Here is a 20,402-nt window from a genome sequence, read left to right as displayed (position 1 = left end):
TGCGACTTGTTCTGAAACAAAATACAGAAGTTGCCGGAGCATGGGTCAAGACTGTGGTTCATGAAGACTCACCATCAGTGCTCACCAATACCCCGGGATTCGGGGGACAAATAAACCGAGCAACACTTTGGCAAAAAACAGCCTTGTATCGAACTCAGTCGTTATCCCCGTTCATCCGGTTCTCCCCATCTTGTAAACAGTTGATGTGGGATGCGCAAGCTATCCAGCACTTTACCCACTAAAAACAGAATCAACTCATCCATAGTCTGAGGTTTGTAATAAAAAGCAGGCATAGCCGGTATCATTCGTACACCAAGACGAGAAAGCTTCAGCATGTTCTCCAGATGGATTGCATGAAGAGGCGTCTCACGTGGTACGAGAATCAATGTTCTTCCCTCTTTCATCATAACATCCGCTGCGCGAGACATCAGATTATCCGACGATCCCTGCGCGATGGACGAAAGAGTTCCCATCGAACATGGCATGATAATCATGCCGTCGGCCAGATAAGAACCACTTGCAATGGAGGCCCCTATATCACTCACAGGATGATAGATCAGAGAACCGGCACGGTTGCCGAATTTTTCTTCCAGCACCGCGTCCCGATTCGTCACATCCCAGTCCAATTCTTCTTTCAGTACACGCCACCCTGCATTGGATATGACCAGATGAACGTTATATTCCAAATCAAGCAGCGTTTCAATTAATCGAATGCCATATATGCTGCCACTCGCTCCGGTAATTCCGACAACCAGTCGTTTATTGTCCGGCTGCTGCACCATTTATTTCACCGCCAGATCAATCAGAGTGAACGTAAATACAATTAAACTAAGCAAACTGTTCATGGTAAAAAACGCCGTTTGAACACGGCTCATATCATTAGGCGATACAATATAGTGTTGATAGAACAGAATTCCATACGTCACCAACATGCCTGCGCCATACCACCAACTCAGATCTGTCATCAACAATAACGCAAGAAAACCAATTGCAGTAATCACATGGAAGAACTTAGCGATCTGCAAGGATTTAACCAGGCCAAAACGGGAAGGTATGGAGTGAAGACCCTCTCCCTGATCAAATTCCAGATCCTGACATGCATAGATAATATCAAAGCCCGCTGTCCAGAACACAATCGTAACGTACAGCACAATCGCTGTCCAATCCATCGTTCCTGTTACAGCTACCCAGCCACCAAGTGGTGCCAAACCAATCGTCATTCCGAGAACAATGTGGCATAACCATGTGAATCGTTTGGTGTACGAATACAGTACCAACATAAACACAGCAATAGGTAACAGCTGCATCGATAATACATTAAGATTGGATGAGGCCCAGAATAACAATATAAATGAGATAATGACAAATATAACAACTTCCCCATTTTTCAACAGTCCTGCCGGGATGGCTCTCATCGCGGTACGCGGGTTTTTGCTATCAATCGCTTGGTCGATAATTCGGTTCAAACCAAAAGCCGCACTACGTGCACCGATCATCGCAAGCAATACCCACATGATCTGCATCCAGCTTGGGAAGGTATCATTCACTACCATGGAGCCGAGGATCGCCCCCATAAATGCAAAAGGTAAAGCAAAAAGCGTGTGTTCAATCTTGATCATTTCTAAAAAGATGCGAATTTTCCTAAACATGCTGATTCTCCTTGGTTCCAATATGCAGTGCCGCGATACCTCCGGTCAGAGGGTAGGCCTGCACTTGTTGTAATCCAGTTTCTGCAAAAATGTCTGCCAGTTCCTGCCTTCCCGGGAAAATGGCCAGTGAGTCCGGCAGCCATTTGTACTGCTCAAAACTTTTAGCAAACACTTTGGCAAGATTCGGTAAAACCTTCTCAAAATAAAAATAATAAATGCCTTTGAACGGCTGCCATGTTGGCTTGGACAATTCCAGGCACACAACCATACCACCCGGTTTGACCACACGTTTCATTTCAGACAACACTTGTCTGAGATCAGGTACATTACGCAACCCAAACCCGATCGTCACATAATCAAACGAATTGTCTTCAAAAGGAAGTGACATGGCATTTCCCTGTGTCAGGGTGATCTGTTTTTGACGTTGCACCGCATTGATCTTTGTCTGGCCAACCTCCAGCATGTTGCTACTGAAATCAAGTCCGTGCATGTGCCCCGTTTCACTTGCCTCTGCCATAGCAAGCGTCCAGTCACATGTGCCGCAACACAAATCAAGACCGGTATCGCCTTTGGACATATTCATCTTTTTCATGGTGAATTTACGCCAAGCCTTATGCCTGCGGAAACTTAGAATATCATTCATGACATCATATTTTCCGGCTATACTCTGAAAAACCGAATGGACATATTCTTCTTTCGGTTTGGTCTCTCCGCTCCCCATTCGTCTGTCTCCCCCTCAATCTTCCCTTACTGCCGCATGTGAAGGCTGCAAATATGCCAAGTAAGGCTCTAAAATTGCATGTATCTCCTGCAAACCCATCCGCCCTTCCTCGTCTTGCAACAACAGTTGAATGCGGTGTGTACACTCGCGAAGCTTGTCCAGCAAAACCTCGCCAACCCTATGCTTCAGCACCATAGTGTTCCATGCACGTGCATCCGGTTCAGACTGACGCAACACATTGCGCTCATCGTCATTACCATGCTCGTATATGTGCCAGTATGCATAGCTGTGAAGATATTGTTTTGCGTCATTCATCCGCTTCAGTTCTTCCACGATCGTTTCGCAGGAGCTGAATTCGGTCAACAGGCTGTTCCATAATGACTCTTCCTTATGTTGAATCATGCCTGTAAATGAAAGAAACAGCTGCATCCTCAGCTGTACCGTTTCACGCAAGTATTCGTCAGCCGAAACGAGAAGCTTCTTCATCCGTTCATACAGCGTCATCTTGCGTGCGTTCACTCCGGATACAGCACCACTGAGTTTGCCAATCATTTCAATTCTGCCCGCTTGGGCAAGCAATTGATAAAAACGGCTACTTAAATAATCCCCGGCGAGTACATTCAATTGACGTGAACGCATCTCCTGCTCTTTCCGCTCACCGGAAATGGTATCGATTCGATCATGCGTATCCATGGCCAACTGAACGAGCGAAGTTGCAAGAGCATATAACTCTTGATGCACCTTTTCGTCTGTGCGGCCCACAAATACCTGCAACAGACGTGCCCGGCTATCCGGAAATGATGGGATTTCCGTATGTTGTCGAATCATGTCGTAATCCGTATATTTCTTTGCTAGTTGGGGTACGCGATATGAATTCATTCTCAGCCTCCGAGCCTTAACATTGTTAAACCTTTTCTGCACTACAATCTTATATATTATAGCATATGTTGAACGGGCACGCACTGAATCCTGCTATTCTATTACCCCTGACTTGTCATTTCGAATTGCTTCTTCCAGAGTTCGGTCTCCATCAAATGAAACCAGTCCTTCAATTCATCTGAAAAGGCCGCACTTTTCCAGTTCCGTAATGTTTCAATCGCATAAATAGGCCACTCTCCACGCCGAATATCAGCAGCAAGTAACAGATGTCGTTTATGCATCCATTCATCTTCTGCCATCACACGCAGCAGCACCTGATCCACGTTATCCAGACTCCGAAAGCCAAGATCCGCCACAGCTGCCATGTTCTCATAGATTTCAGTGTAACTTGTACCCGTTCCTTTAACTTTGAGGTCCAGTCTCAAAATGGACTGCTTCCATTCCACTCTTGCAATGGGAGTTGATAGTTGCATGGAGCTTAGCACATCAACCAGATTGTCATTCGTTAGCTGAACTGGATGATGTGATGCAGAGGCAGGCTGTACGTTGTCCCCGCCCCATGTACGCATATGTAAGGTTTGTATCGCAACAAGCAGAAAGACCGCCGCAACCGTTGCCAGCATTGAAGCAGTAACAATCATCCGCGGTTTCATATACGCCTCCCTGCCTTTACCTGTTAGTGTAGTCTGTCCGGTAAAGGCTCATACCTCATTGTACAATGAAAAAAAGCAGGCTATGCCTGCAATCTTCATTTGAATGTATTCAATCTGTCCATTACTCCGATTCAATCTGTCCATGCTTGGTAATCAGCGTGGCTTTGCCCCGGATTTTAATAGCTGAAGTATGGGTGGTAAATTGGGCAAACATCACTTCACCTTTGTCCAATTTCTCGGTGTGGTGAAAACGTGTATCCTGACCTCGGGTTAATCCGATCACCTGGACACCATTTTCCTCTGCCTTAATTACAATATAATCATTGCCGGTTGGATGATCCATCACGCATGTCCCCTTCTTTAGTTCGATAGCGTTAATGATGATTAAGATTGTTTCATTTGTCAACCTGCGCCTTATACGAATGAACCGCAAGAATCATCGTTAAAGGGCAAAAGAAAAGGCCGTGAACAAGTCACGGTCTTTTTGTCGACATATGGAATATGTAGAAATCTTATTTAATTCCGTCTTTGAGCGCTTTACCTGGTTTGAATGCAGGAATTTTGCTCGCAGGAATTTCGATTTCTTCACCTGTTTGCGGGTTGCGTCCTTTACGTGCAGAGCGCTCGCGAACTTCGAAGTTCCCAAAACCAACCAATTGTACTTTATCTCCGCTTTGAAGAGCCTCAGAGATTGCTTCGAATACGGCATCAACCGCTTTCGTTACATCTTTCTTGGACAATTCAGTCGCTTCAGATACGTGTGTAATCAAGTCTGATTTGTTCATTTGTTTTTCACCTCCTGTATCAATGTCCTGAATGTTATACTGTGTTTCCGTTTTATAGCGAAATATACGTTCATACGCAAAAAATCTACGTACATCTTGAGCGCTGAACACAAATCTCCGCCTGCGGTCAACAGTCATTTTCGGCAGAATGTCGTCTGAAACCACGGGCATTTCAGACGCCGAACAAATTTCATACTAATACAGACAGCCCACAATTTCAAGTCCGGTTGCGGTTTAAGACGTAAAATGTAACCGCCAGGGCAAGCACGAGAACCCCACCTTTTACAATATCATGTGTGAAATACTGTACGTTCATCATTGTTAAACCGTTCACAAGTACACCAATCAGAACCGAACCAATGAAGGTTCCGATGACATTTGGTTTACCTGCACCAAACACAGAGAAACCGACAAATACTGCAGCTACGGATTCCATTAACAACGGTGATCCCGCATCAATTTGCCCGGATCCTACTTTGGAAGCATAGATGATACCCCCGATTGCTGCAAACACTCCAGCGGCTACATAGGCGAGTGTACGCACCTTTTTCACCTTGATTCCAGACAACCGTGCAGCTTCCTCATTACCACCTGTAATGTACATCTGGCGCCCATATTTCGTATACGTCAAAAAGATATGCACACCTATTACCGCAATAAGTAGCATGATAACCGATATCGGCATACCAAGCCATTTACCCTGCCCTATTAGCAGGAATGTCGGGTCCATCTCTCCCGCAGCTTTGCTCCCATCAGGGAACTGCATGTGATTGTAAATGGTATAGCCCTGTGCATACGTTTTGTGAATACCTCCGATAATGTACATCGTGGCAAGGGTTGCGAGCAAATCTGGAATACGCAATTTTACAATGAGCAAAGCGTTCAGTAAACCAATAACAGCGCCGATAATCAGTGGCACGATAATGACGATCGCCAGTGGTTGTTGATACCAAATCATTAACGAAGCAGTAACGACGGTAGTTAATGAGACAGTCGCACCAACCGAGAGATCAAATCCATCAACAATGAGAGATAACGTAACACCGATCGCTACAAAAGTAACGATAGAGATCGAGCCCAAAATATCGGTCAAGTTACTGTACGTAAAGAAATAAGGTAATTTAATGCCGAAAAATGCGATAACACCTATGATGACTATAATCGCCCCGTAACGGAACGCAAAATCCAATGATTTATCCTTCATGATAGCACCTCTTGTCCACCGCTTGCATAGTATAGCAGCTGTTCTTGGTTAGTCTCGCCTCGTTTGAACTCTTTTACGATAACACCTTCGTACATGACAGCGATTCGGTCACCAATTCCCATGCCTTCATCCAGTTCACAGGTGAAATAGATTACACCCTTGCCCGCCAAAGCCAGTTCATTAATGATGCGGAAAATGTCACTTTTTGCCCCAATATCTACGCCTTTGGTTGGCTCATCAAATATAAATACATCCGCATCCGCATTAAGCCATTTACCAATGGCTACCTTTTGCTGGTTACCACCGCTTAGATATTTCACTTCCTGTTTCACGGACGATGTTTTAATTCCAAGCTGTTTCACCAATGACTCTGCGTTCAGACGTTCCCGCTTGCGGCTTACGAAACCTAATGTACTAAGACGGCTTAGCAAAGGTAGACTTAAATTCCGTTCCACGTTCTCCTGAATCAGGATTCCTTGTTTACGTCGCTCCTCCGGTACAGAAACAATCCCCAGAGCCGCCGCATCCGCAGGCTGAGACAGGCGGAGGTTGCGGTTGTTAAGCCGGATCTCGCCTCCCTCCAGCCGATCTGCACCAATCAGCAAACGAGAGCTTTCCGTTTTACCCGCGCCTACCAGACCCACCACAGCGAGGACTTCACCTCGTCGTACAGAGAGGTTAACACCTTTTACCTTCACTCCACGACGAAGCCCACGTGCCTCCAATAACAGCTCCCCCACGGGTGCTTCCGTCTTCGGAAACTCTTCTTCGAATGGTTTGCCCAGCATCTGTGTAACCAAATCATTGATCGTCAGTCCCTTTGCATCACCGGTAAATACATGTTGTCCATCTCTCATGACCGTAACGCGATCACAGTGATCCGTCACTTCAGCAAGACGATGGGTAATGAAAATACAGGCAACGCCCCGATCCTTCAGGAGATGAACAATCCGGAAAAATGCATCCGTTTCTTCCTGGCTCAGCGGTGCAGTCGGTTCATCAAAAATGATGACTTTGGCATCCTGGATCAAAATCCGTGCCAGCAGTATCATCTGTTTTTCTGCAAGTGTCAGATCGGCCACTTTTTGGTGAACAGATATGTCCGCCCCTAATTGCTTCAATGCCTCAACCGCACGCTGTTGCAGCTTCCGTGGACTTTTCCACCAACCTCCAGCAGATGAAGCCAACTGATCCAACATAATGTTCTCCGCAGCCGTCAGCTGTGGCACCAGTGCCGCATCCACTTCCTGATAGACACAGTGAATCCCACTTGCCTTTGCGTCTCCCGGAGAACTTAAATGAAGCGCTTGTCCACTCAATTGAATCGTCCCCTGATCCAATGGATAGGCACCAGACAAAATTTTCATTAACGTGCTTTTACCGGCACCATTGGCACCCAGCAGCGCATGAATCTCCCCACCTTTTACAGAGAAATCCACATCCTTCAGTGCAGGAATACCTGAAAACTGCTTGTGGATATGTTCCATTTGAAGCAGTATCGGTGCAGTGCTCATGATGTTAACCTCCAATCGTTCCCATACGGGAGTATCCCATTTCTCATCCAGACTCGCTAATCTTCATTATGGTAGAAAAAGCGCGCCTTGCGGCGCGCTTCCCATACGCTGCTTATTTAGCAGTAATTCCGTATTCACTCATCCAGTCCTTGATTCCTTGTGTGCTACCACCCCAACCTTCAACGAACTCTGACAGCTCCGAAGTGGAGATTTGTTTATCTGGCAGAGCTTCACGTTGAACATAGACCGGGTTAAGGACAACTGCATCTTCCGTCTCGTCCCCGTTCAGTTTCTGATAAGCATAACGTACTTGGACGCGACCAATATCCGTTGGGTCCACAGCCGCAGAAGCAACCCAAGGATTTTTCGGGTCCTGAATCATTTGCAGGTCCTCATCACTCATATCAATACCATACACTTTGATCTCATCACGTCCAGCTTGTTGAATCGCACGCGCTGCACCTTTGGCGAACTCGTCCCATGCAGTCCATACAGCTGTAATCTCACCTTTTGGATACTGCTTGAGAATAGCTTCCATTTTGGCTTGAGTATCCAGCGCAGGGTTCTGTGCAGAACCAAATGTAGCTATTTCCTTGATGTCCGGATTTTCTTTCATGAATTCACCGTATGCAATCTGACGGCGTTCCATCGGTGCAAAACCAGCTACCCATACTTTGACAATATTGCCTTGTCCATTGATATCTTTTTTCATTTGCTCCAGCGTCAGCTCAGCCATCTTCTGGTCATCCTGCGACAGGACTGTAGCTCCTGGAACACTGATAGCTGCGTCAAACACAACCACTGGAATATTCTGTTCTACTGCCTTCTTCACGCCTGGCTCTAATAGGGAATCCCCATGATCCGTGAGAATAGCATCAAATTTCTGGTTAATAGCGCTATCAAGCAAGGATACCATCTTTGCTTTGTCATTATCGGCAACAAACGTTGTCAGTTCTCCACCGAATTTTTCGATTTCTTCTTTTACACCCTGTACATATTGCTGTGAGAAAGTACCTGTATTGAATTCCATAATAAGTGCAATCCGCTTGCCGCTAAGTGGGCCTGTGACCGCTTCCGTTTTTGGTGTATCATCTGATGCACCCGAAGCCGAAGTGGCTGCCGGTTCTTTTTTGATTCCGCAAGCGGACAGCGCCAATGTAAATACTAATAACACACTCAACCATAGCCATTTTGTCTCTCTTCTTTTCATCTCTGTATCCCCCTGTCCAATCTCTGTGATCTCGATCACAATAGTTGAATATTAATATAACGGCTAATCCCTAGTATGTAAATGGGTTTTAGCAATTTAAAGCTAAAACTCGCTAAGTTTTTTCGAAAGTACTATTCTTCCTATCCATTTCATCCAAAATAAAGAAATCACGTAAAAAAGACCGCGAGGGGATGCCCCCTTACGGTCTTTTGATGTCTTACAGAATGATAGCGATCAAGCCGCCCGAACCTTCGTTAATGATTCTTCCCAGCGTCTCTTGCAATTTGTATCTTGCATTATCCGGCATCATGGCAATCTTGCCCTGGATCCCTTCTCGCACGATGGAATGCAGCGAACGACCAAACATGTCTGAATCCCATACCTTGATCGGGTCGTTCTCGAAGTCCTGCATCAGGTATCTCACCAGTTCCTCACTTTGTTTCTCCGTACCGATGATTGGAGCGAACTCCGATTCCACATCAACCCGGATCATGTGAATGGACGGTGCCGTTGCTTTCAGACGTACGCCAAATTTGGTGCCCTGACGAATGAGCTCCGGTTCATCCAGAGCCATCTCGGCAAGAGATGGAGCAGCAATGCCGTATCCGGTCGTTTTGACCATCTCCAGCGCTTCTGCGAAGCGGTCATATTCTCTCTTCGCATGCGAGAATTCCTGCATCAATTGCAGCAGATGATCCTTACCGCGAATCTCGATGCCAACCACTTCCACGAGAATCTGATCATACAGTTCATCCGGCGCGTACAGGTCAATTTCGGCTACACCCTGCCCCATATTCATGCCACTCAGGCCTGCGCGATCAATGAATTCATATTCCATGAACTGAGCGACAACTCGATCCACGTCACGAAGTCTGCGAATATCCTTAACGGTATCCCGTACGGAATTTTCGTAGTTGCTACGCAGCCAGTGAGTCTCATTGAGCACCATAACCCAACTCGGCAAGTTTACATTCACTTCATGTACTGGGAACTCATAGAGCACTTCACGAAGTACACCCGTCACATCATCTTCCGTCATGGTTGCTGCACTGAGTGTCATCACCGGAATGTCGTATTTGGCAGCAAGCTCACTACGCAATTGCAGGGCTTCTTCACTGCGAGGACGAGTGGAGTTGATGACCAGGACAAACGGTTTACCCACTTCTTTTAATTCCGCAATGACCCGTTCTTCGGATTCCACATAGGAACTGCGGGCAATTTCGGCGATTGTGCCGTCTGTTGTTACCACAACACCCAGTGTGGAATGCTCCTGAATGACTTTGCGAGTACCAATCTCGGCGGCTTCCTGGAATGGAATTGGTTCCTCGAACCAAGGCGTGGAGATCATGCGTGGACCATTCTCATCCTCGTATCCCTTGGCTCCTTCCACAGCGTAACCTACACAATCCACAAGGCGCACATTGACATCAAGTCCTTCTGCCACCTTGATCTGGACTGCGTTATTTGGTACGAATTTTGGTTCGGTAGTCATGATGGTTTTACCTGCTGCACTCTGTGGAAGTTCATCCACCGCTCGACCACGGTCAGCCTCGTTAGTGATGTTTGGCAACACAATGGTTTCCATGAATCGTTTAATAAATGTTGATTTTCCCGTCCGGACTGCGCCGACAACCCCGAGATAAATATCCCCTCCGGTCCGCTCAGCTATGTCCTTAAAAATGTCCACTTTCTCCAATGAAATCCCCTCCCTAAATTACTCCGAAGGAAAAATGCTAAAGAGCATCCGCTTCGTTTTTTCAATCAGAAGACTGAAATCCCTGCAACGGTAGAGCCGCCTTTGTGAGTGCCCGGAAGTCGTCCGCCGCCGAACGTTGCATTCTGATGAAACCGGCGAGAGCGGCGTTAACTCGTACATGCAATTGGACTAGTATCATCTTATGTATCCGTATGCGGCAATATGACGCGTATTTTTGTTTTTTTATCTTAAGGTGATGACATTAGGAGAATCCCCCGATCTCGGACTGCGCGTCTTTATTTCAATCTACTTTATGTGATCCGCGAAGCTTTTATGACGGTTATTGCTCATACTGACAAAAGAAAAAAGAGATATCCCTTATTTGGAATATCTCTTTTTGAACCATTAGAGCCATGGTGGTCATACAGCTAAATCATTTGAATTGCAACCATGCTTATTTTATGGGCTGGGCAACCGGCGCATTATTTTTCCAAGCGTAGAAAACCGATTTTACAGGTACGAAGTAGGAGTGTTCCACCAGCAAATCCCGAACATCTTCAGTCTCTGCTGGAGACACGTCAGACTTTTCCACTGCCTGCATAATATCAAAAGCATAATCTACATAGACCTTGCCTTCGTCATCCATCATAAACGGTAACGCCTGACCTGAATATACACTATTCAGCGTAATGGAAGGAGTACCTGCCTGAGCAGCCTGCTCCATATTCACAACATATAACCCCGGATACAGTTCTTCCCCGCTTGGCAGCTTATTGTTATGTACGGACTTATATTGATTAACCATTCGTTGCACATCGTTTACTTTCTGTACGGTCAGAAGATCCATCACTTTAATGGTCGGATTCACTTCTTCGTCCTGAATAAGGAAGTAAGCGCTCCCACCACTTTCAAAAGCAGTCCCCGGTATTTCATCCAGATACCCCAGTTGTTTCAACTTGGGCAGATCCACTCTGAACTTTTCATATTTTGGCGTTTCCATATCTGCATTAATGATTGGCAAAATCCCCTCATCTTGCTGAAATGCCTCGACCGCACTCTGGATGCGGCTCACGCTTTCCCGATAGGCTATCTTAGGGTCTGAATTGCTCTGGGATGGATACATACAACCACTTGCTGTAAAAGCAAACAACAGGAATAACAGCAGACCGCCCGTCTGATGTTTCAGACGCTGCCATCCGCTTCCTTCCACACATTTTGGCTTGTTCCTAATCATTCGTGTCCTCCTTGAATAACTCATTAGAGAATCAATGTTATAACACTCAGAACCAGTCGTCTTCCTGTTGTTGACGTTCCAGTTGTTTCCGAATGGCTGCCTTCAGCGGGTCCTCTGGAACATGAACCGATAGAGATCCACACACCTTGGCCTGACAGGACAGTCGTGTACCTGCTTCCAACAGTGAACCCAGCTTGCGCTTTTCTGCATCTGTTGGTGGATACAGTTCCGTCCGATGTTCTTCATCCACGTTCACTTTGCACATCAGGCAAGCCGCTTTGCCATCACATCGGGTCGTAATCTTGACTCCAGCACGTCGTGCTGCATGCAGAAGTGTTGCCCCTGGTTTGAGCGCTATCGATTTGTTCATAGGTAAAAAAGTAACTTTATAGTCCATCATTTTCCTCCCTCAACCTACTGGGGCCATGTAAAGCCAACAAGCTCTTCCACTTCGGCTCTGAAGCGGCTTGTCCATACATTCTGTTGACTTAAAAGCATCATTATAGGTTGATGTGCATCTGGCTGCTCGCGCATCTGTGTCGCAATGGGGACATAACGATCTTCACGACCTCGCAGCAGATTAAACAACAGCTCATGCGCAAGCGGCATCAGTCGCAGGCTATATGAACCCACTTGTGCTACTGGTGCATGCGGAGCAAGTACATGTTCAATCTCAATACGGTACCAACTTTTGCGAGCCCATATTTCGAAACCACCAACCAGTTCCAGCGCACATTCACCCACCTGATAGTGGCTCAGCAGAGAAGCATACGGTCCTGTCTTGTCCACTGTAGGCTCGTCAAGCATTTCCCCCGGAGCGCTACGGTGAAGTTCCTTAGCAGCAGCAACATCCGCATAGATATCAATATCTCTCGGAGCCTGTTGCAACTCCACCCCTTGAAGCAGCAACCCACAACTTCCTCCAAGTAACCATGTCTGTGACTGTGTGTTCCAGGCTTTGGCCGTTTCCAGCAAAGCCGCGTGTAATTCCGGATAACGCTCAGTCCGCCCCTCCGTATCATGCGGCCTCATAGGCTCACACTCCCCTCATCCGTGTTCATTGTGTCAGTTCTTATGATGTGCTTATGCGGATGTTATCTTTCAGGCATGGGAAATCAGGTCAGAGAAGCGATTCCACCGAAAAAGCCAATCAGCATAATCAAAAATGCAATCAGAGAAAGAATCCCCCGTACAATACCTTTTGTTTTGGCACGAGCAAACGTAATCAGGAATACAGATAGTCCCATAATGAGGATGGCCACCAATGACAGCCACATCTTGTCCATTGCACTCATAATCCAGCAGTCTCCCCTTCAGTCCGATATTCATCACTGACACTGTGACAATTGCAACCATTATAACACGAAATTCAGCTCAACTTTCCAAAAAAAAGACAAAAAAGCAAGCCGGCAGAAGCCGACTCGTCTTTTTGTCTTACTGGATCACCTGCACATGCAGGTGTGATCTATTATTTTTTCATCATCATTTTCATTAACGATTCCATACTGCTCGGATTCAATCCGCTTTTCTTGACCGCACTCACAATATCCTTAACCGTATCCTCAGATACCGGAACTTTCGCCATGGCGGATACTTGTTTGATCAATTGGCGCAACTGAACTTCATTCTGAATCGTCGTTGGTTTCACCGTGCTTGCCAATTTCTTAACGGCACCTTCCGTTATCGTTTTACCCGTTTTCTTGTTGATTGCATTCAGTGCATCTTTGGAAATGTTGTTACCCATTCGTCTCCCCTCCTCCGGCAATACTCATGTGTATAGTATGAGTCTGCTACAGAAAAGGTGAATAAGCTTCTTATTTCACAAGGTACGTTTAGGCTGATTACAATCAGGAATGCCATTGCTCCCAGGTTTCAAGTTTCATGACTTCCATTTCAGTCTTCGGGTCACGTCCCATCAAGGCTTCAACCGCATCACGCGGCTGTCTCTCCTGGAATAAAACGTGATATAACTGATCCGCAATTGGCATTTGCACTCCGTATTTTTGTGAGATGAAATAGGCAGCTTGCGTAGTTCGAATGCCTTCTACCACCATGCCCATGGACTTCAGAACATCATCCAGCTTCTGTCCCTGGCCCAACATGGAACCTGCTCTCCAGTTCCGACTGTGCTGACTTGTAGCCGTTACAACCAGATCCCCGATTCCGGCAAGTCCCGAAAACGTTAGCGGATTTGCTCCCATCTCAACACCAATACGTGTGATCTCTGCCAGACCACGTGTTAGCAAAGCGGCTTTGGCATTATCACCAAATTGAAGACCATCCGACATACCTGCACCAAGAGCAATGATATTTTTGAATGCACCCGCCAACTCAACACCGATCATATCCCGATTCGTGTAAACCCGGAAATAAGCATTCATAAACAAAGCTTGGGCAGACTCGGCAGATGCCTTATCCAGTGAAGCTACAACCACTGTCGTTGGACAACGCTTCACCACTTCTTCCGCATGGCTTGGGCCAGAAAGAACAACCACACGTCCTTCTTCACATTCAAGCTCTTCTGAAATGACTGTGGACATCCGTTTGAGGCTTTCTGTCTCAAAACCTTTGGTTGCATGAATGACTAACATCTCAGGCTTGTAATAAGCCTTAAGCTGATTCGTAACTGCACGCATGGCTGATGAAGGCGCAACAATTAACACAGCTATAGCACCTTCCACCGCAGCTTCCATATCAGTTGTTGCTTGAATCCGTGGTGAAAGCTCCGCATCCGGAAGATATCGAGTATTAGTGTGCTTGTTATTGATTTCGTTAGCCTGGTCTTCACCACGTGTCCACATCATCACATCCAACTGATTGGCGGCGAGTACACTGGCCAGAGCTGTTCCCCAGCTCCCAGCGACTAGAACAGCAACTTTTTTAGACAACTCGTTTACCCCCTCCAGGGTTTTTCGATCCCAATTTATTTTCCTGTCCTTTGGCGAGCTTCGCAATATTGGTACGATGTCTCCAGAACGCAAACAGACAAATAATCAGACTCCCCCAGAAGATATTCATTGAATATCCGGGTAATACCATGATAAAGATGGGTGTAAATGCTACAAAAATCAGAGACCCCAATGAAACATAGCGTGTCAATACAATAGACAGAATGGCGATCACCCCAGCACATAACGCAGGCAGGAAAGCAAGACTCACCAGAACACCAATGGCTGTGGCAACGCCTTTTCCTCCACGAAAATGGAAGTAAAGCGGCCAGTTATGTCCTGCAATGGCTGCTATACCACTGAGTGCAGGAATCCAGGCAGAACCGTCGCTCAGCCAGATTCCAATCCATACAGCTGCAACACCCTTAAGTACATCAAGCAACAGAACAGCAATTGCCGGTCCTTTACCCAAAATACGCAATGTATTGGTAGCTCCCGCGTTTCCACTTCCGTGCTGACGAATATCGATCCCCCGTATCGCTTTGGCAAGGAGGACACTAAAGCTGATCGAACCGAGCAGATAACTCAGTACAATCGCTGCGATTTGTAAAATCACACACTTCTCCCCTAACTTTCGTCGGACTTCTTCCGAGTAAATATGCGAATTGGTGTTCCTTCGAAGTCAAACGCTGCACGGATTTTATTCTCCAGGTAGCGCTCATATGAGAAGTGCATCAATTCCGGATCGTTCACAAAAACAACCATGGTCGGTGGCTTAACGGCAACCTGAGTCACATAGTTAATTCTCATTCTCCGTCCTTTATCTGTTGGCGGAGGGTTAATAGCTACTGCATCAGACACCACATCGTTAAGTAGATGTGTTTGTACACGTAACGAGTGTTGATCTGCTACCCTTTTCACAACCGGTAACAATTTTTGTAAGCGTTGTTTTGTGAGGGCTGACAAGAATACGACTGGAGCATAAGTCATAAACAGGAAGTGATCCCGAATTTTTCTCTCAAACTCTTTCATCGTTTTGTCATGCTTCTCTACCACGTCCCATTTGTTCACAACAAACAATGACGCTTTACCAGCTTCGAATGCATATCCTGCAATATGCTTGTCCTGTTCAATAATGCCTTCTTCACCATTAATGACAATCAGAACAACATCTGCACGCTCAATCGCACGCATCGCACGCATTACACTGTATTTCTCAGTTGTTTCATATACTTTACCACGCTTACGCATACCTGCTGTATCAATCAGCACGTAACGTTGGCCGTCTTTTTCAAAAGGTGTATCAATCGCATCCCGGGTCGTTCCAGCCACGTCACTTACAATGACACGCTCTTCACCCAGAATAGCGTTCACCAGTGAAGATTTACCCACATTAGGACGTCCGATCAGAGCTACACGAATGACATCTTCATCGTAAGTCTCTTCCTCAAGTTCTGGCAACTTCTCCACTATTGCATCAAGCAAATCACCTACACCTGTACCGTGACTTCCGGATACGCCAATAGGATCACCGAAACCAAATCCATAAAACTCATAAATGAGCTCACTTCGTCCGATATTATCCACTTTGTTAACGGCTACAACAATAGGCTTGCCTGAGCGGTAGAGCATCTCTGCTACCTCTTCATCTGATTGCGTAATACCTGCTTTTGCATCACACATGAATACAATAACATCCGCTTCTTCAATAGCGAGCTCTGCTTGCATCCGAATCGATTTTAAGATTACATCTTCACCATCAATTTCGATACCACCTGTATCAATGATACTAAATGGTTTACCGTTCCATTCACCGATTCCATATATACGGTCACGGGTAATGCCCGGCTTGTCTTCCACAATGGCCAGTCTGTCGCCGATGATCCGATTGAAAATGGTGGATTTACCCACGTTCGGTCGTCCGACAATTGCCACAACGGGTCTTGCCATACATTCCACTCCTCCTGTCCATACTTACGATACTCATCATAGCAAAAAAGATATATCTTGGCTAACGTTTCATGCCAAATTACTCGCAATAAAAACAATCGGCGAACCCGCCTTGGGCTCGCCGATCTTGCTTTTGTTATTCAGCAAAATATGCAGTATATAACTTAGAACCATGCATTGTTAACTTATTTGAATTTGCTGAGTTTGTCTCCAAACAGTTCGCCAAGCGTAGTGCTCATACCTTGATTGTTCAAGGAAACGTTTGGATTGTTGATTTCTTCACGCGGAGCGTTGTTTCTTGAAGGTCTTTCTGATTTTTGTGGTTGAGCTGGAGCTTCTTCTGTTTCTTTGATGCTCAAGCTTACACGTTGCTCAGAAGGGTTCATGTCCAAGATTTTAACTTGAACTTCTTGTCCTTCTTTCAGCACTTCATGAGGAGTGCCGATGTGTTTGTGGGAGATTTGCGAGATATGCACAAGTCCCTCAACACCAGGAGCGATTTCAACAAATGCACCGAAGTCTACCAGACGTTTTACAACACCTGTTACGATATCGCTGGAATTGAATTTTTCGCTTGCTGTTTCCCAAGGACCTGGTTGAACAGCTTTCATGCTCAGGCTGATTTTTCCTTTTTCAGGGTCAACTTTCAGCACTTTCACACTAACTTTATCACCTTCAGACAGTACGTCGGATGGTTTTTCAACGTGTGTCCAAGCCAGCTCGGATACGTGAACCAAACCGTCAACTCCGCCCACATCAACAAATGCACCGAATTGAGTCAAACGTTGTACTGTACCTTCGATCACTTGACCTTCTTGCAAACCAGCCATTACTGTAGCTTTGTTTGCTTCGAATTCTTGCTCCAGTACGTCTTTTTGGGAAAGGATCACTTTGTTGTTCTCACGGTCGATCTCTTTCACTTTAACACGCAGTGTGCGTCCTTTGTAGTCGCTGAAGTCTTCAACGAAATGGCGTTCAACCATGGAAGCCGGGATAAATCCACGTACGCCCACATCTGCTACCAGACCGCCTTTAACAACATCACCTACAACAACTTCGAATACGTCTTGGTCTTCAAAATGCTTTTGCAATTGATCCCATGCGTTTTCGCTGTCGATTGCACGTTTGGACAGAACGAGTTTTTCTTTCTCGTCGTCGATGCTAAGAACTTTAGCTTCAACTTCTTGTCCAACTTCTACTGCGTCAGACGCGCTGTCAACATGTAATGAAGACAGTTCACGAATTGGAATGACACCGTCATATTTATATCCAATGCTCACATAGGCTTGGTTATCTTCCAATTTGACGATGGTTCCTTTTACGGTATCTCCTTTTTTCAAGGAAACGAATTGATCCAACTCATCTTGGGTTGCTTCTTGATTTTTCATTTCTTCCGACATGTCAAATACCCTCCTCAATTCAAAAACCCCATTATATTCAAACCTGCCTGTAGCAGAGTTCAAAACACTTTCATCACTGAGTGCTCAAACTTTAGTCTCCCTCAAAAATATGGAAACATGCACTCAGCTACCGACGAAGCCATTACTTGCTTGGCACGCCCGTTTGCACCATCTCGTTAATCTTGGACATAATCTTTTCAGTCGCCTTCTCCAGAGCTTCTCCAGATGGGTCTTCCTTGAACTCGTCCAAACTTACTGGTGCTCCATATACAACTTTCATCTTACGAAAAACTTTGTAGTTACCGATAATAGCAGTAGGAATAACTGTAGCGCCACTGCGGAGAGCAAAACTCGCTGCCCCTTTTTTGCCGATACCTCCATCATTGTGACGGCTTCCCGAGGGGAAGATTCCAAGCACTTGACCATCACGCAAAATATTGAGTGAGGTTTTGATGGATTCCTTGCTGACACCTCCACGTTTAACGGGGAAAGCGCCCACGGCTTTAATAATTCGGCCGAGTACCGGAATTTCAAACAATTCGCTTTTGGCCATGAAACGTACCTGACGGCGAAGTTTGATACCAACGGTTGGAGGATCGAAGTTACTAATATGATTGGAACATAAAAGTACGCCGCCTTCTTTCGGAATATTCTCCCGTCCAACGGCCTCCAAGCGGAAAAGAATGGTATAAATGATCCGCAGTAATGTGCTGCAAAATGTGTAAATCATAGACCGATCTCTCCTCTGACCATTGTGCAATAAGATACGATTTTGTCAACCACTTCATGAATGTTCATCTCCGTTGTATCAAGGACAACAGCATCCTCAGCACAACGCAATGGGGAAATTTCCCGATTCTCATCCAATCTGTCACGGGTGGCAATGTCTCGCTCCAGCTGTTGCAACGTCAGTCCTTCAGAGGGGTCCAGTTCTTTGAAGCGGCGAAGCGCACGCTCTTCCACACTGGCAGTCATGAAGATTTTCACTTCCGCATCGGGCAATACTGTCGTTCCGATATCGCGTCCATCCATGACGACGCCCTTGCGCAAAGCCATTTGCCGCTGAGTATCCACTAATTGCGTACGCAGCCCCTCGATTTGCGCATATCGGGACACGATTCCCGTCACTTCACGGGAGCGGATTTCCGAGGTTACTTCTTCCCCATTACAGAACACTTTCTGTCCGTCGGGATCCGGTTGTAAATCAATGACCAGCTTTTGGGCTTCCTGAAGCACCTGTGTCACATCTTCCGGTGTAATACCTTTCCGAAGCATATGCAAGGTTACCGCACGGTACATTGCGCCTGTGTCGACGTATACATACACGAGCGCCTCTGCAACCAATCGGGCCACCGTGCTTTTCCCGGCACCGGCAGGTCCGTCAATTGCAACGTTCATTTTCCCGTTCTCTGATGTGTTCTGGCTTGCCAACGGGGCATTCCTCCTCAAACGATAAACCTCAATAAAAAAACAGGCATTGCCTGCATCGTGAAAATTATACCACACTCTACACATGGATGCAAAAACAGACAAATCAACGACGGTTGTAATCATTCATCGTTTGCACTTCAATTGGCGTTCCTTCCAGGCGGTCAATGGTGGTCAAATTCTTTTTGAAGCCTGGTACCAACAGCAGCAATTGATATACCACAAGCAGGATTAGAAGGGCTGCAATCAGAATCGTAACCTTTCGTTCCATTCGCCTGGAGAAAACATAATAAAGTCGTTCATATCTGCGGGTTGCATGACGACGATTCAAGGCAATACCTCCGTTTTTTTCATTACGGTACCCGCAGTTCCCTCTCTTTATGCCACAACATTCCTATTTCGTGCGATAGTCAAGTTGCCGCTCAAAACAAAACTTGATAATTTTCTGGCGCTCCGAATCTGAAATCTGCACAAATTTCAACATGCATAGCTGTCTGCCGGTTTCCATGGTTTTGGTCCGCACAACTTCAGCTTCAAAATTCACATGTTCAATGGTTGAATTCCGGTAGGGAACCAGCAACCAGCATTTCAATTTTTGACCTTCAGCTATTGAAAAACCTGTTTCGCTGTAGATGGACAATCCACCGCCACCAATATCTTCAGTCAATCCGACGGCACGGGTCAGGTCTTCACTCTGGATGGCCAATTCGAGGTTTGCATGAACACGAAGAAAGCTGCGCCGTTGTATTTTGGATATATCGCTCGGAAGCGGTTTGCGGATACGGACAAGACGGACCACATCTTCCTCAAATCCCGTGACATAGGTATTAAAATAATGCCGGACCCCATCCTCCGTAATATATGAAATGGACAATTCATCTCCGAAAAAGAGCCTTTTCAGACGGCTGCTTCCTTGTTGCATCGGGACCTCAATCAGAAAACTGCTGTCATCCATATCTGCAATGCGTGATTTGTACTCTTTGTGTTCCTCTTTTTCATCTGCAGAAGCAATGTGGATGTATAAAATTTCATTTATTTTCGGAACCAAGCTGTTCACCGCCACTTTATGTATTTATCTTCGTATGTACAAGGACTATTATACCATGACCTTTCTCACATTGAACAAGAAAAAAACAGACCACATCGTGGTCTGCCGCAGTTATTCGCTCAACTTCAAATTCAAATTATCCA

General features: G+C 46.0%; 24 protein-coding genes. All 24 read right to left on the bottom strand.

The features are described 5' to 3' along the window. Positions 1–161: 161 nt before the first annotated feature. The gene (locus MKY28_RS07130) at positions 162–782 is read right to left on the bottom strand and encodes a UbiX family flavin prenyltransferase (RefSeq protein ID WP_017687702.1); all 621 of its coding nucleotides are present in this window, start codon (positions 780–782) and stop codon (positions 162–164) included. Then, entirely contained in the window at positions 783–1,649 is an 867-nt protein-coding gene (locus MKY28_RS07125; protein WP_036607688.1) for a UbiA-like polyprenyltransferase, read from the bottom strand. It abuts the gene before it with no gap. Then, positions 1,642–2,370 carry a demethylmenaquinone methyltransferase gene (locus tag MKY28_RS07120; RefSeq protein WP_036607690.1) on the bottom strand — a complete coding sequence of 243 codons (729 nt, stop codon included), beginning with the start codon at positions 2,368–2,370 and terminating at the stop codon, positions 1,642–1,644. Before MKY28_RS07120 ends, MKY28_RS07125 begins: the two co-directional genes overlap by 8 nt. 15 nt (positions 2,371–2,385) lie before the next feature. Beyond that, positions 2,386–3,249: a heptaprenyl diphosphate synthase component 1 gene (locus MKY28_RS07115; protein ID WP_076317434.1), complete on the bottom strand. Its 864-nt coding sequence runs from the start codon at positions 3,247–3,249 to the stop codon at positions 2,386–2,388. Positions 3,250–3,350: 101 nt separating this feature from the next. Then, positions 3,351–3,902: a hypothetical protein gene (locus tag MKY28_RS07110; RefSeq protein ID WP_076317433.1), complete on the bottom strand. Its 552-nt coding sequence runs from the start codon at positions 3,900–3,902 to the stop codon at positions 3,351–3,353. A 121-nt stretch (positions 3,903–4,023) separates the two neighbouring features. Then, positions 4,024–4,245 carry a trp RNA-binding attenuation protein MtrB gene (mtrB, locus tag MKY28_RS07105; protein WP_017687697.1) on the bottom strand — a complete coding sequence of 74 codons (222 nt, stop codon included), beginning with the start codon at positions 4,243–4,245 and terminating at the stop codon, positions 4,024–4,026. A gap of 169 nt (positions 4,246–4,414) precedes the next feature. Next, a complete protein-coding gene (locus tag MKY28_RS07100) occupies positions 4,415–4,687 on the bottom strand; it encodes an HU family DNA-binding protein (protein ID WP_024630670.1) in 273 nt (90 codons plus the stop codon). A 217-nt stretch (positions 4,688–4,904) separates the two neighbouring features. Next, on the bottom strand, positions 4,905–5,891 hold the full coding sequence (locus MKY28_RS07095; protein ID WP_017687695.1) for an ABC transporter permease: 987 nt from the start codon (positions 5,889–5,891) through the stop codon (positions 4,905–4,907). Further along, positions 5,888–7,405: a sugar ABC transporter ATP-binding protein gene (locus MKY28_RS07090; protein ID WP_076317432.1), complete on the bottom strand. Its 1,518-nt coding sequence runs from the start codon at positions 7,403–7,405 to the stop codon at positions 5,888–5,890. The genes MKY28_RS07095 and MKY28_RS07090 overlap by 4 nt, the downstream gene beginning before the upstream one ends. 112 nt (positions 7,406–7,517) lie before the next feature. Next, on the bottom strand, positions 7,518–8,615 hold the full coding sequence (locus tag MKY28_RS07085; RefSeq protein ID WP_076317431.1) for a sugar ABC transporter substrate-binding protein: 1,098 nt from the start codon (positions 8,613–8,615) through the stop codon (positions 7,518–7,520). Between the two features lie 217 nt (positions 8,616–8,832). Further along, a complete protein-coding gene (gene spoIVA, locus MKY28_RS07080) occupies positions 8,833–10,311 on the bottom strand; it encodes a stage IV sporulation protein A (protein ID WP_036607700.1) in 1,479 nt (492 codons plus the stop codon). A gap of 454 nt (positions 10,312–10,765) precedes the next feature. After that, complete coding sequence (locus tag MKY28_RS07075) at positions 10,766–11,545, bottom strand: hypothetical protein (RefSeq protein WP_076317430.1); 780 nt, start codon at positions 11,543–11,545, stop codon at positions 10,766–10,768. A 46-nt stretch (positions 11,546–11,591) separates the two neighbouring features. Further along, positions 11,592–11,942, bottom strand: coding sequence for a 2Fe-2S iron-sulfur cluster-binding protein (locus MKY28_RS07070; RefSeq protein WP_036607701.1), 351 nt, complete (start codon positions 11,940–11,942; stop codon positions 11,592–11,594). 17 nt (positions 11,943–11,959) lie between these two features. After that, a complete protein-coding gene (locus tag MKY28_RS07065) occupies positions 11,960–12,577 on the bottom strand; it encodes a hypothetical protein (RefSeq protein ID WP_076317429.1) in 618 nt (205 codons plus the stop codon). Positions 12,578–12,660: 83 nt separating this feature from the next. Beyond that, positions 12,661–12,840 (bottom strand): DUF2768 family protein, encoded by a 180-nt coding sequence (locus MKY28_RS07060; RefSeq protein WP_017687688.1) that lies wholly within the window; start codon positions 12,838–12,840, stop codon positions 12,661–12,663. A 173-nt stretch (positions 12,841–13,013) separates the two neighbouring features. Continuing rightward, complete coding sequence (locus MKY28_RS07055) at positions 13,014–13,289, bottom strand: stage VI sporulation protein F (protein ID WP_076317428.1); 276 nt, start codon at positions 13,287–13,289, stop codon at positions 13,014–13,016. Positions 13,290–13,392: 103 nt separating this feature from the next. Beyond that, the gene (locus tag MKY28_RS07050; protein WP_036607707.1) at positions 13,393–14,433 is read right to left on the bottom strand and encodes an NAD(P)H-dependent glycerol-3-phosphate dehydrogenase; all 1,041 of its coding nucleotides are present in this window, start codon (positions 14,431–14,433) and stop codon (positions 13,393–13,395) included. After that, positions 14,426–15,049 carry a glycerol-3-phosphate 1-O-acyltransferase PlsY gene (gene plsY / locus MKY28_RS07045; protein WP_074095653.1) on the bottom strand — a complete coding sequence of 208 codons (624 nt, stop codon included), beginning with the start codon at positions 15,047–15,049 and terminating at the stop codon, positions 14,426–14,428. Before plsY ends, MKY28_RS07050 begins: the two co-directional genes overlap by 8 nt. A gap of 11 nt (positions 15,050–15,060) precedes the next feature. After that, positions 15,061–16,383: a ribosome biogenesis GTPase Der gene (gene der, locus MKY28_RS07040; protein WP_017687684.1), complete on the bottom strand. Its 1,323-nt coding sequence runs from the start codon at positions 16,381–16,383 to the stop codon at positions 15,061–15,063. 185 nt (positions 16,384–16,568) lie between these two features. Beyond that, positions 16,569–17,783 (bottom strand): 30S ribosomal protein S1, encoded by a 1,215-nt coding sequence (gene rpsA / locus MKY28_RS07035; RefSeq protein WP_036607712.1) that lies wholly within the window; start codon positions 17,781–17,783, stop codon positions 16,569–16,571. Between the two features lie 142 nt (positions 17,784–17,925). Next, positions 17,926–18,513 carry a lysophospholipid acyltransferase family protein gene (locus tag MKY28_RS07030; protein ID WP_036607713.1) on the bottom strand — a complete coding sequence of 196 codons (588 nt, stop codon included), beginning with the start codon at positions 18,511–18,513 and terminating at the stop codon, positions 17,926–17,928. Further along, complete coding sequence (gene cmk / locus MKY28_RS07025) at positions 18,510–19,214, bottom strand: (d)CMP kinase (protein WP_340935417.1); 705 nt, start codon at positions 19,212–19,214, stop codon at positions 18,510–18,512. Before cmk ends, MKY28_RS07030 begins: the two co-directional genes overlap by 4 nt. Positions 19,215–19,317: 103 nt before the next feature. Next, positions 19,318–19,542, bottom strand: a complete 225-nt coding sequence (locus MKY28_RS07020) for a hypothetical protein (RefSeq protein WP_036607715.1) — start codon at positions 19,540–19,542, stop codon at positions 19,318–19,320. A gap of 63 nt (positions 19,543–19,605) precedes the next feature. Beyond that, on the bottom strand, positions 19,606–20,259 hold the full coding sequence (locus MKY28_RS07015; protein WP_340935415.1) for a flagellar brake protein: 654 nt from the start codon (positions 20,257–20,259) through the stop codon (positions 19,606–19,608). Positions 20,260–20,402: the final 143 nt, after the last annotated feature.

The sequence above is a fragment of the Paenibacillus sp. FSL R5-0473 genome (assembly GCF_038004565.1).
GTDB classification, from domain to species: domain Bacteria; phylum Bacillota; class Bacilli; order Paenibacillales; family Paenibacillaceae; genus Paenibacillus; species Paenibacillus amylolyticus.
Note: the sequence above shows the minus strand (reverse complement) of the source record. Positions and strands in the feature narration are given on the sequence as shown.

Excerpts from the sequence above, each read along its gene's own strand:
- MKY28_RS07055 (WP_076317428.1), bottom strand. The coding sequence starts at position 13,289 with ATGGGTAACAACATTTCCAAAGATGCACTGAATGCAATCAACAAGAAA.
- MKY28_RS07095 (WP_017687695.1), bottom strand. The coding sequence starts at position 5,891 with ATGAAGGATAAATCATTGGATTTTGCGTTCCGTTACGGGGCGATTATA.
- der (WP_017687684.1), bottom strand. The coding sequence starts at position 16,383 with ATGGCAAGACCCGTTGTGGCAATTGTCGGACGACCGAACGTGGGTAAA.
- MKY28_RS07120 (WP_036607690.1), bottom strand. The coding sequence starts at position 2,370 with ATGGGGAGCGGAGAGACCAAACCGAAAGAAGAATATGTCCATTCGGTT.
- MKY28_RS07030 (WP_036607713.1), bottom strand. The coding sequence starts at position 18,513 with ATGATTTACACATTTTGCAGCACATTACTGCGGATCATTTATACCATT.
- MKY28_RS07085 (WP_076317431.1), bottom strand. The coding sequence starts at position 8,615 with ATGAAAAGAAGAGAGACAAAATGGCTATGGTTGAGTGTGTTATTAGTA.
- MKY28_RS07090 (WP_076317432.1), bottom strand. The coding sequence starts at position 7,405 with ATGAGCACTGCACCGATACTGCTTCAAATGGAACATATCCACAAGCAG.
- MKY28_RS07110 (WP_076317433.1), bottom strand. The coding sequence starts at position 3,902 with ATGAAACCGCGGATGATTGTTACTGCTTCAATGCTGGCAACGGTTGCG.
- MKY28_RS07115 (WP_076317434.1), bottom strand. The coding sequence starts at position 3,249 with ATGAATTCATATCGCGTACCCCAACTAGCAAAGAAATATACGGATTAC.
- MKY28_RS07130 (WP_017687702.1), bottom strand. The coding sequence starts at position 782 with ATGGTGCAGCAGCCGGACAATAAACGACTGGTTGTCGGAATTACCGGA.
- MKY28_RS07075 (WP_076317430.1), bottom strand. The coding sequence starts at position 11,545 with ATGATTAGGAACAAGCCAAAATGTGTGGAAGGAAGCGGATGGCAGCGT.
- MKY28_RS07100 (WP_024630670.1), bottom strand. The coding sequence starts at position 4,687 with ATGAACAAATCAGACTTGATTACACACGTATCTGAAGCGACTGAATTG.
- mtrB (WP_017687697.1), bottom strand. The coding sequence starts at position 4,245 with ATGGATCATCCAACCGGCAATGATTATATTGTAATTAAGGCAGAGGAA.
- rpsA (WP_036607712.1), bottom strand. The coding sequence starts at position 17,783 with ATGTCGGAAGAAATGAAAAATCAAGAAGCAACCCAAGATGAGTTGGAT.
- MKY28_RS07060 (WP_017687688.1), bottom strand. The coding sequence starts at position 12,840 with ATGAGTGCAATGGACAAGATGTGGCTGTCATTGGTGGCCATCCTCATT.
- MKY28_RS07070 (WP_036607701.1), bottom strand. The coding sequence starts at position 11,942 with ATGGACTATAAAGTTACTTTTTTACCTATGAACAAATCGATAGCGCTC.
- MKY28_RS07125 (WP_036607688.1), bottom strand. The coding sequence starts at position 1,649 with ATGTTTAGGAAAATTCGCATCTTTTTAGAAATGATCAAGATTGAACAC.
- MKY28_RS07065 (WP_076317429.1), bottom strand. The coding sequence starts at position 12,577 with ATGAGGCCGCATGATACGGAGGGGCGGACTGAGCGTTATCCGGAATTA.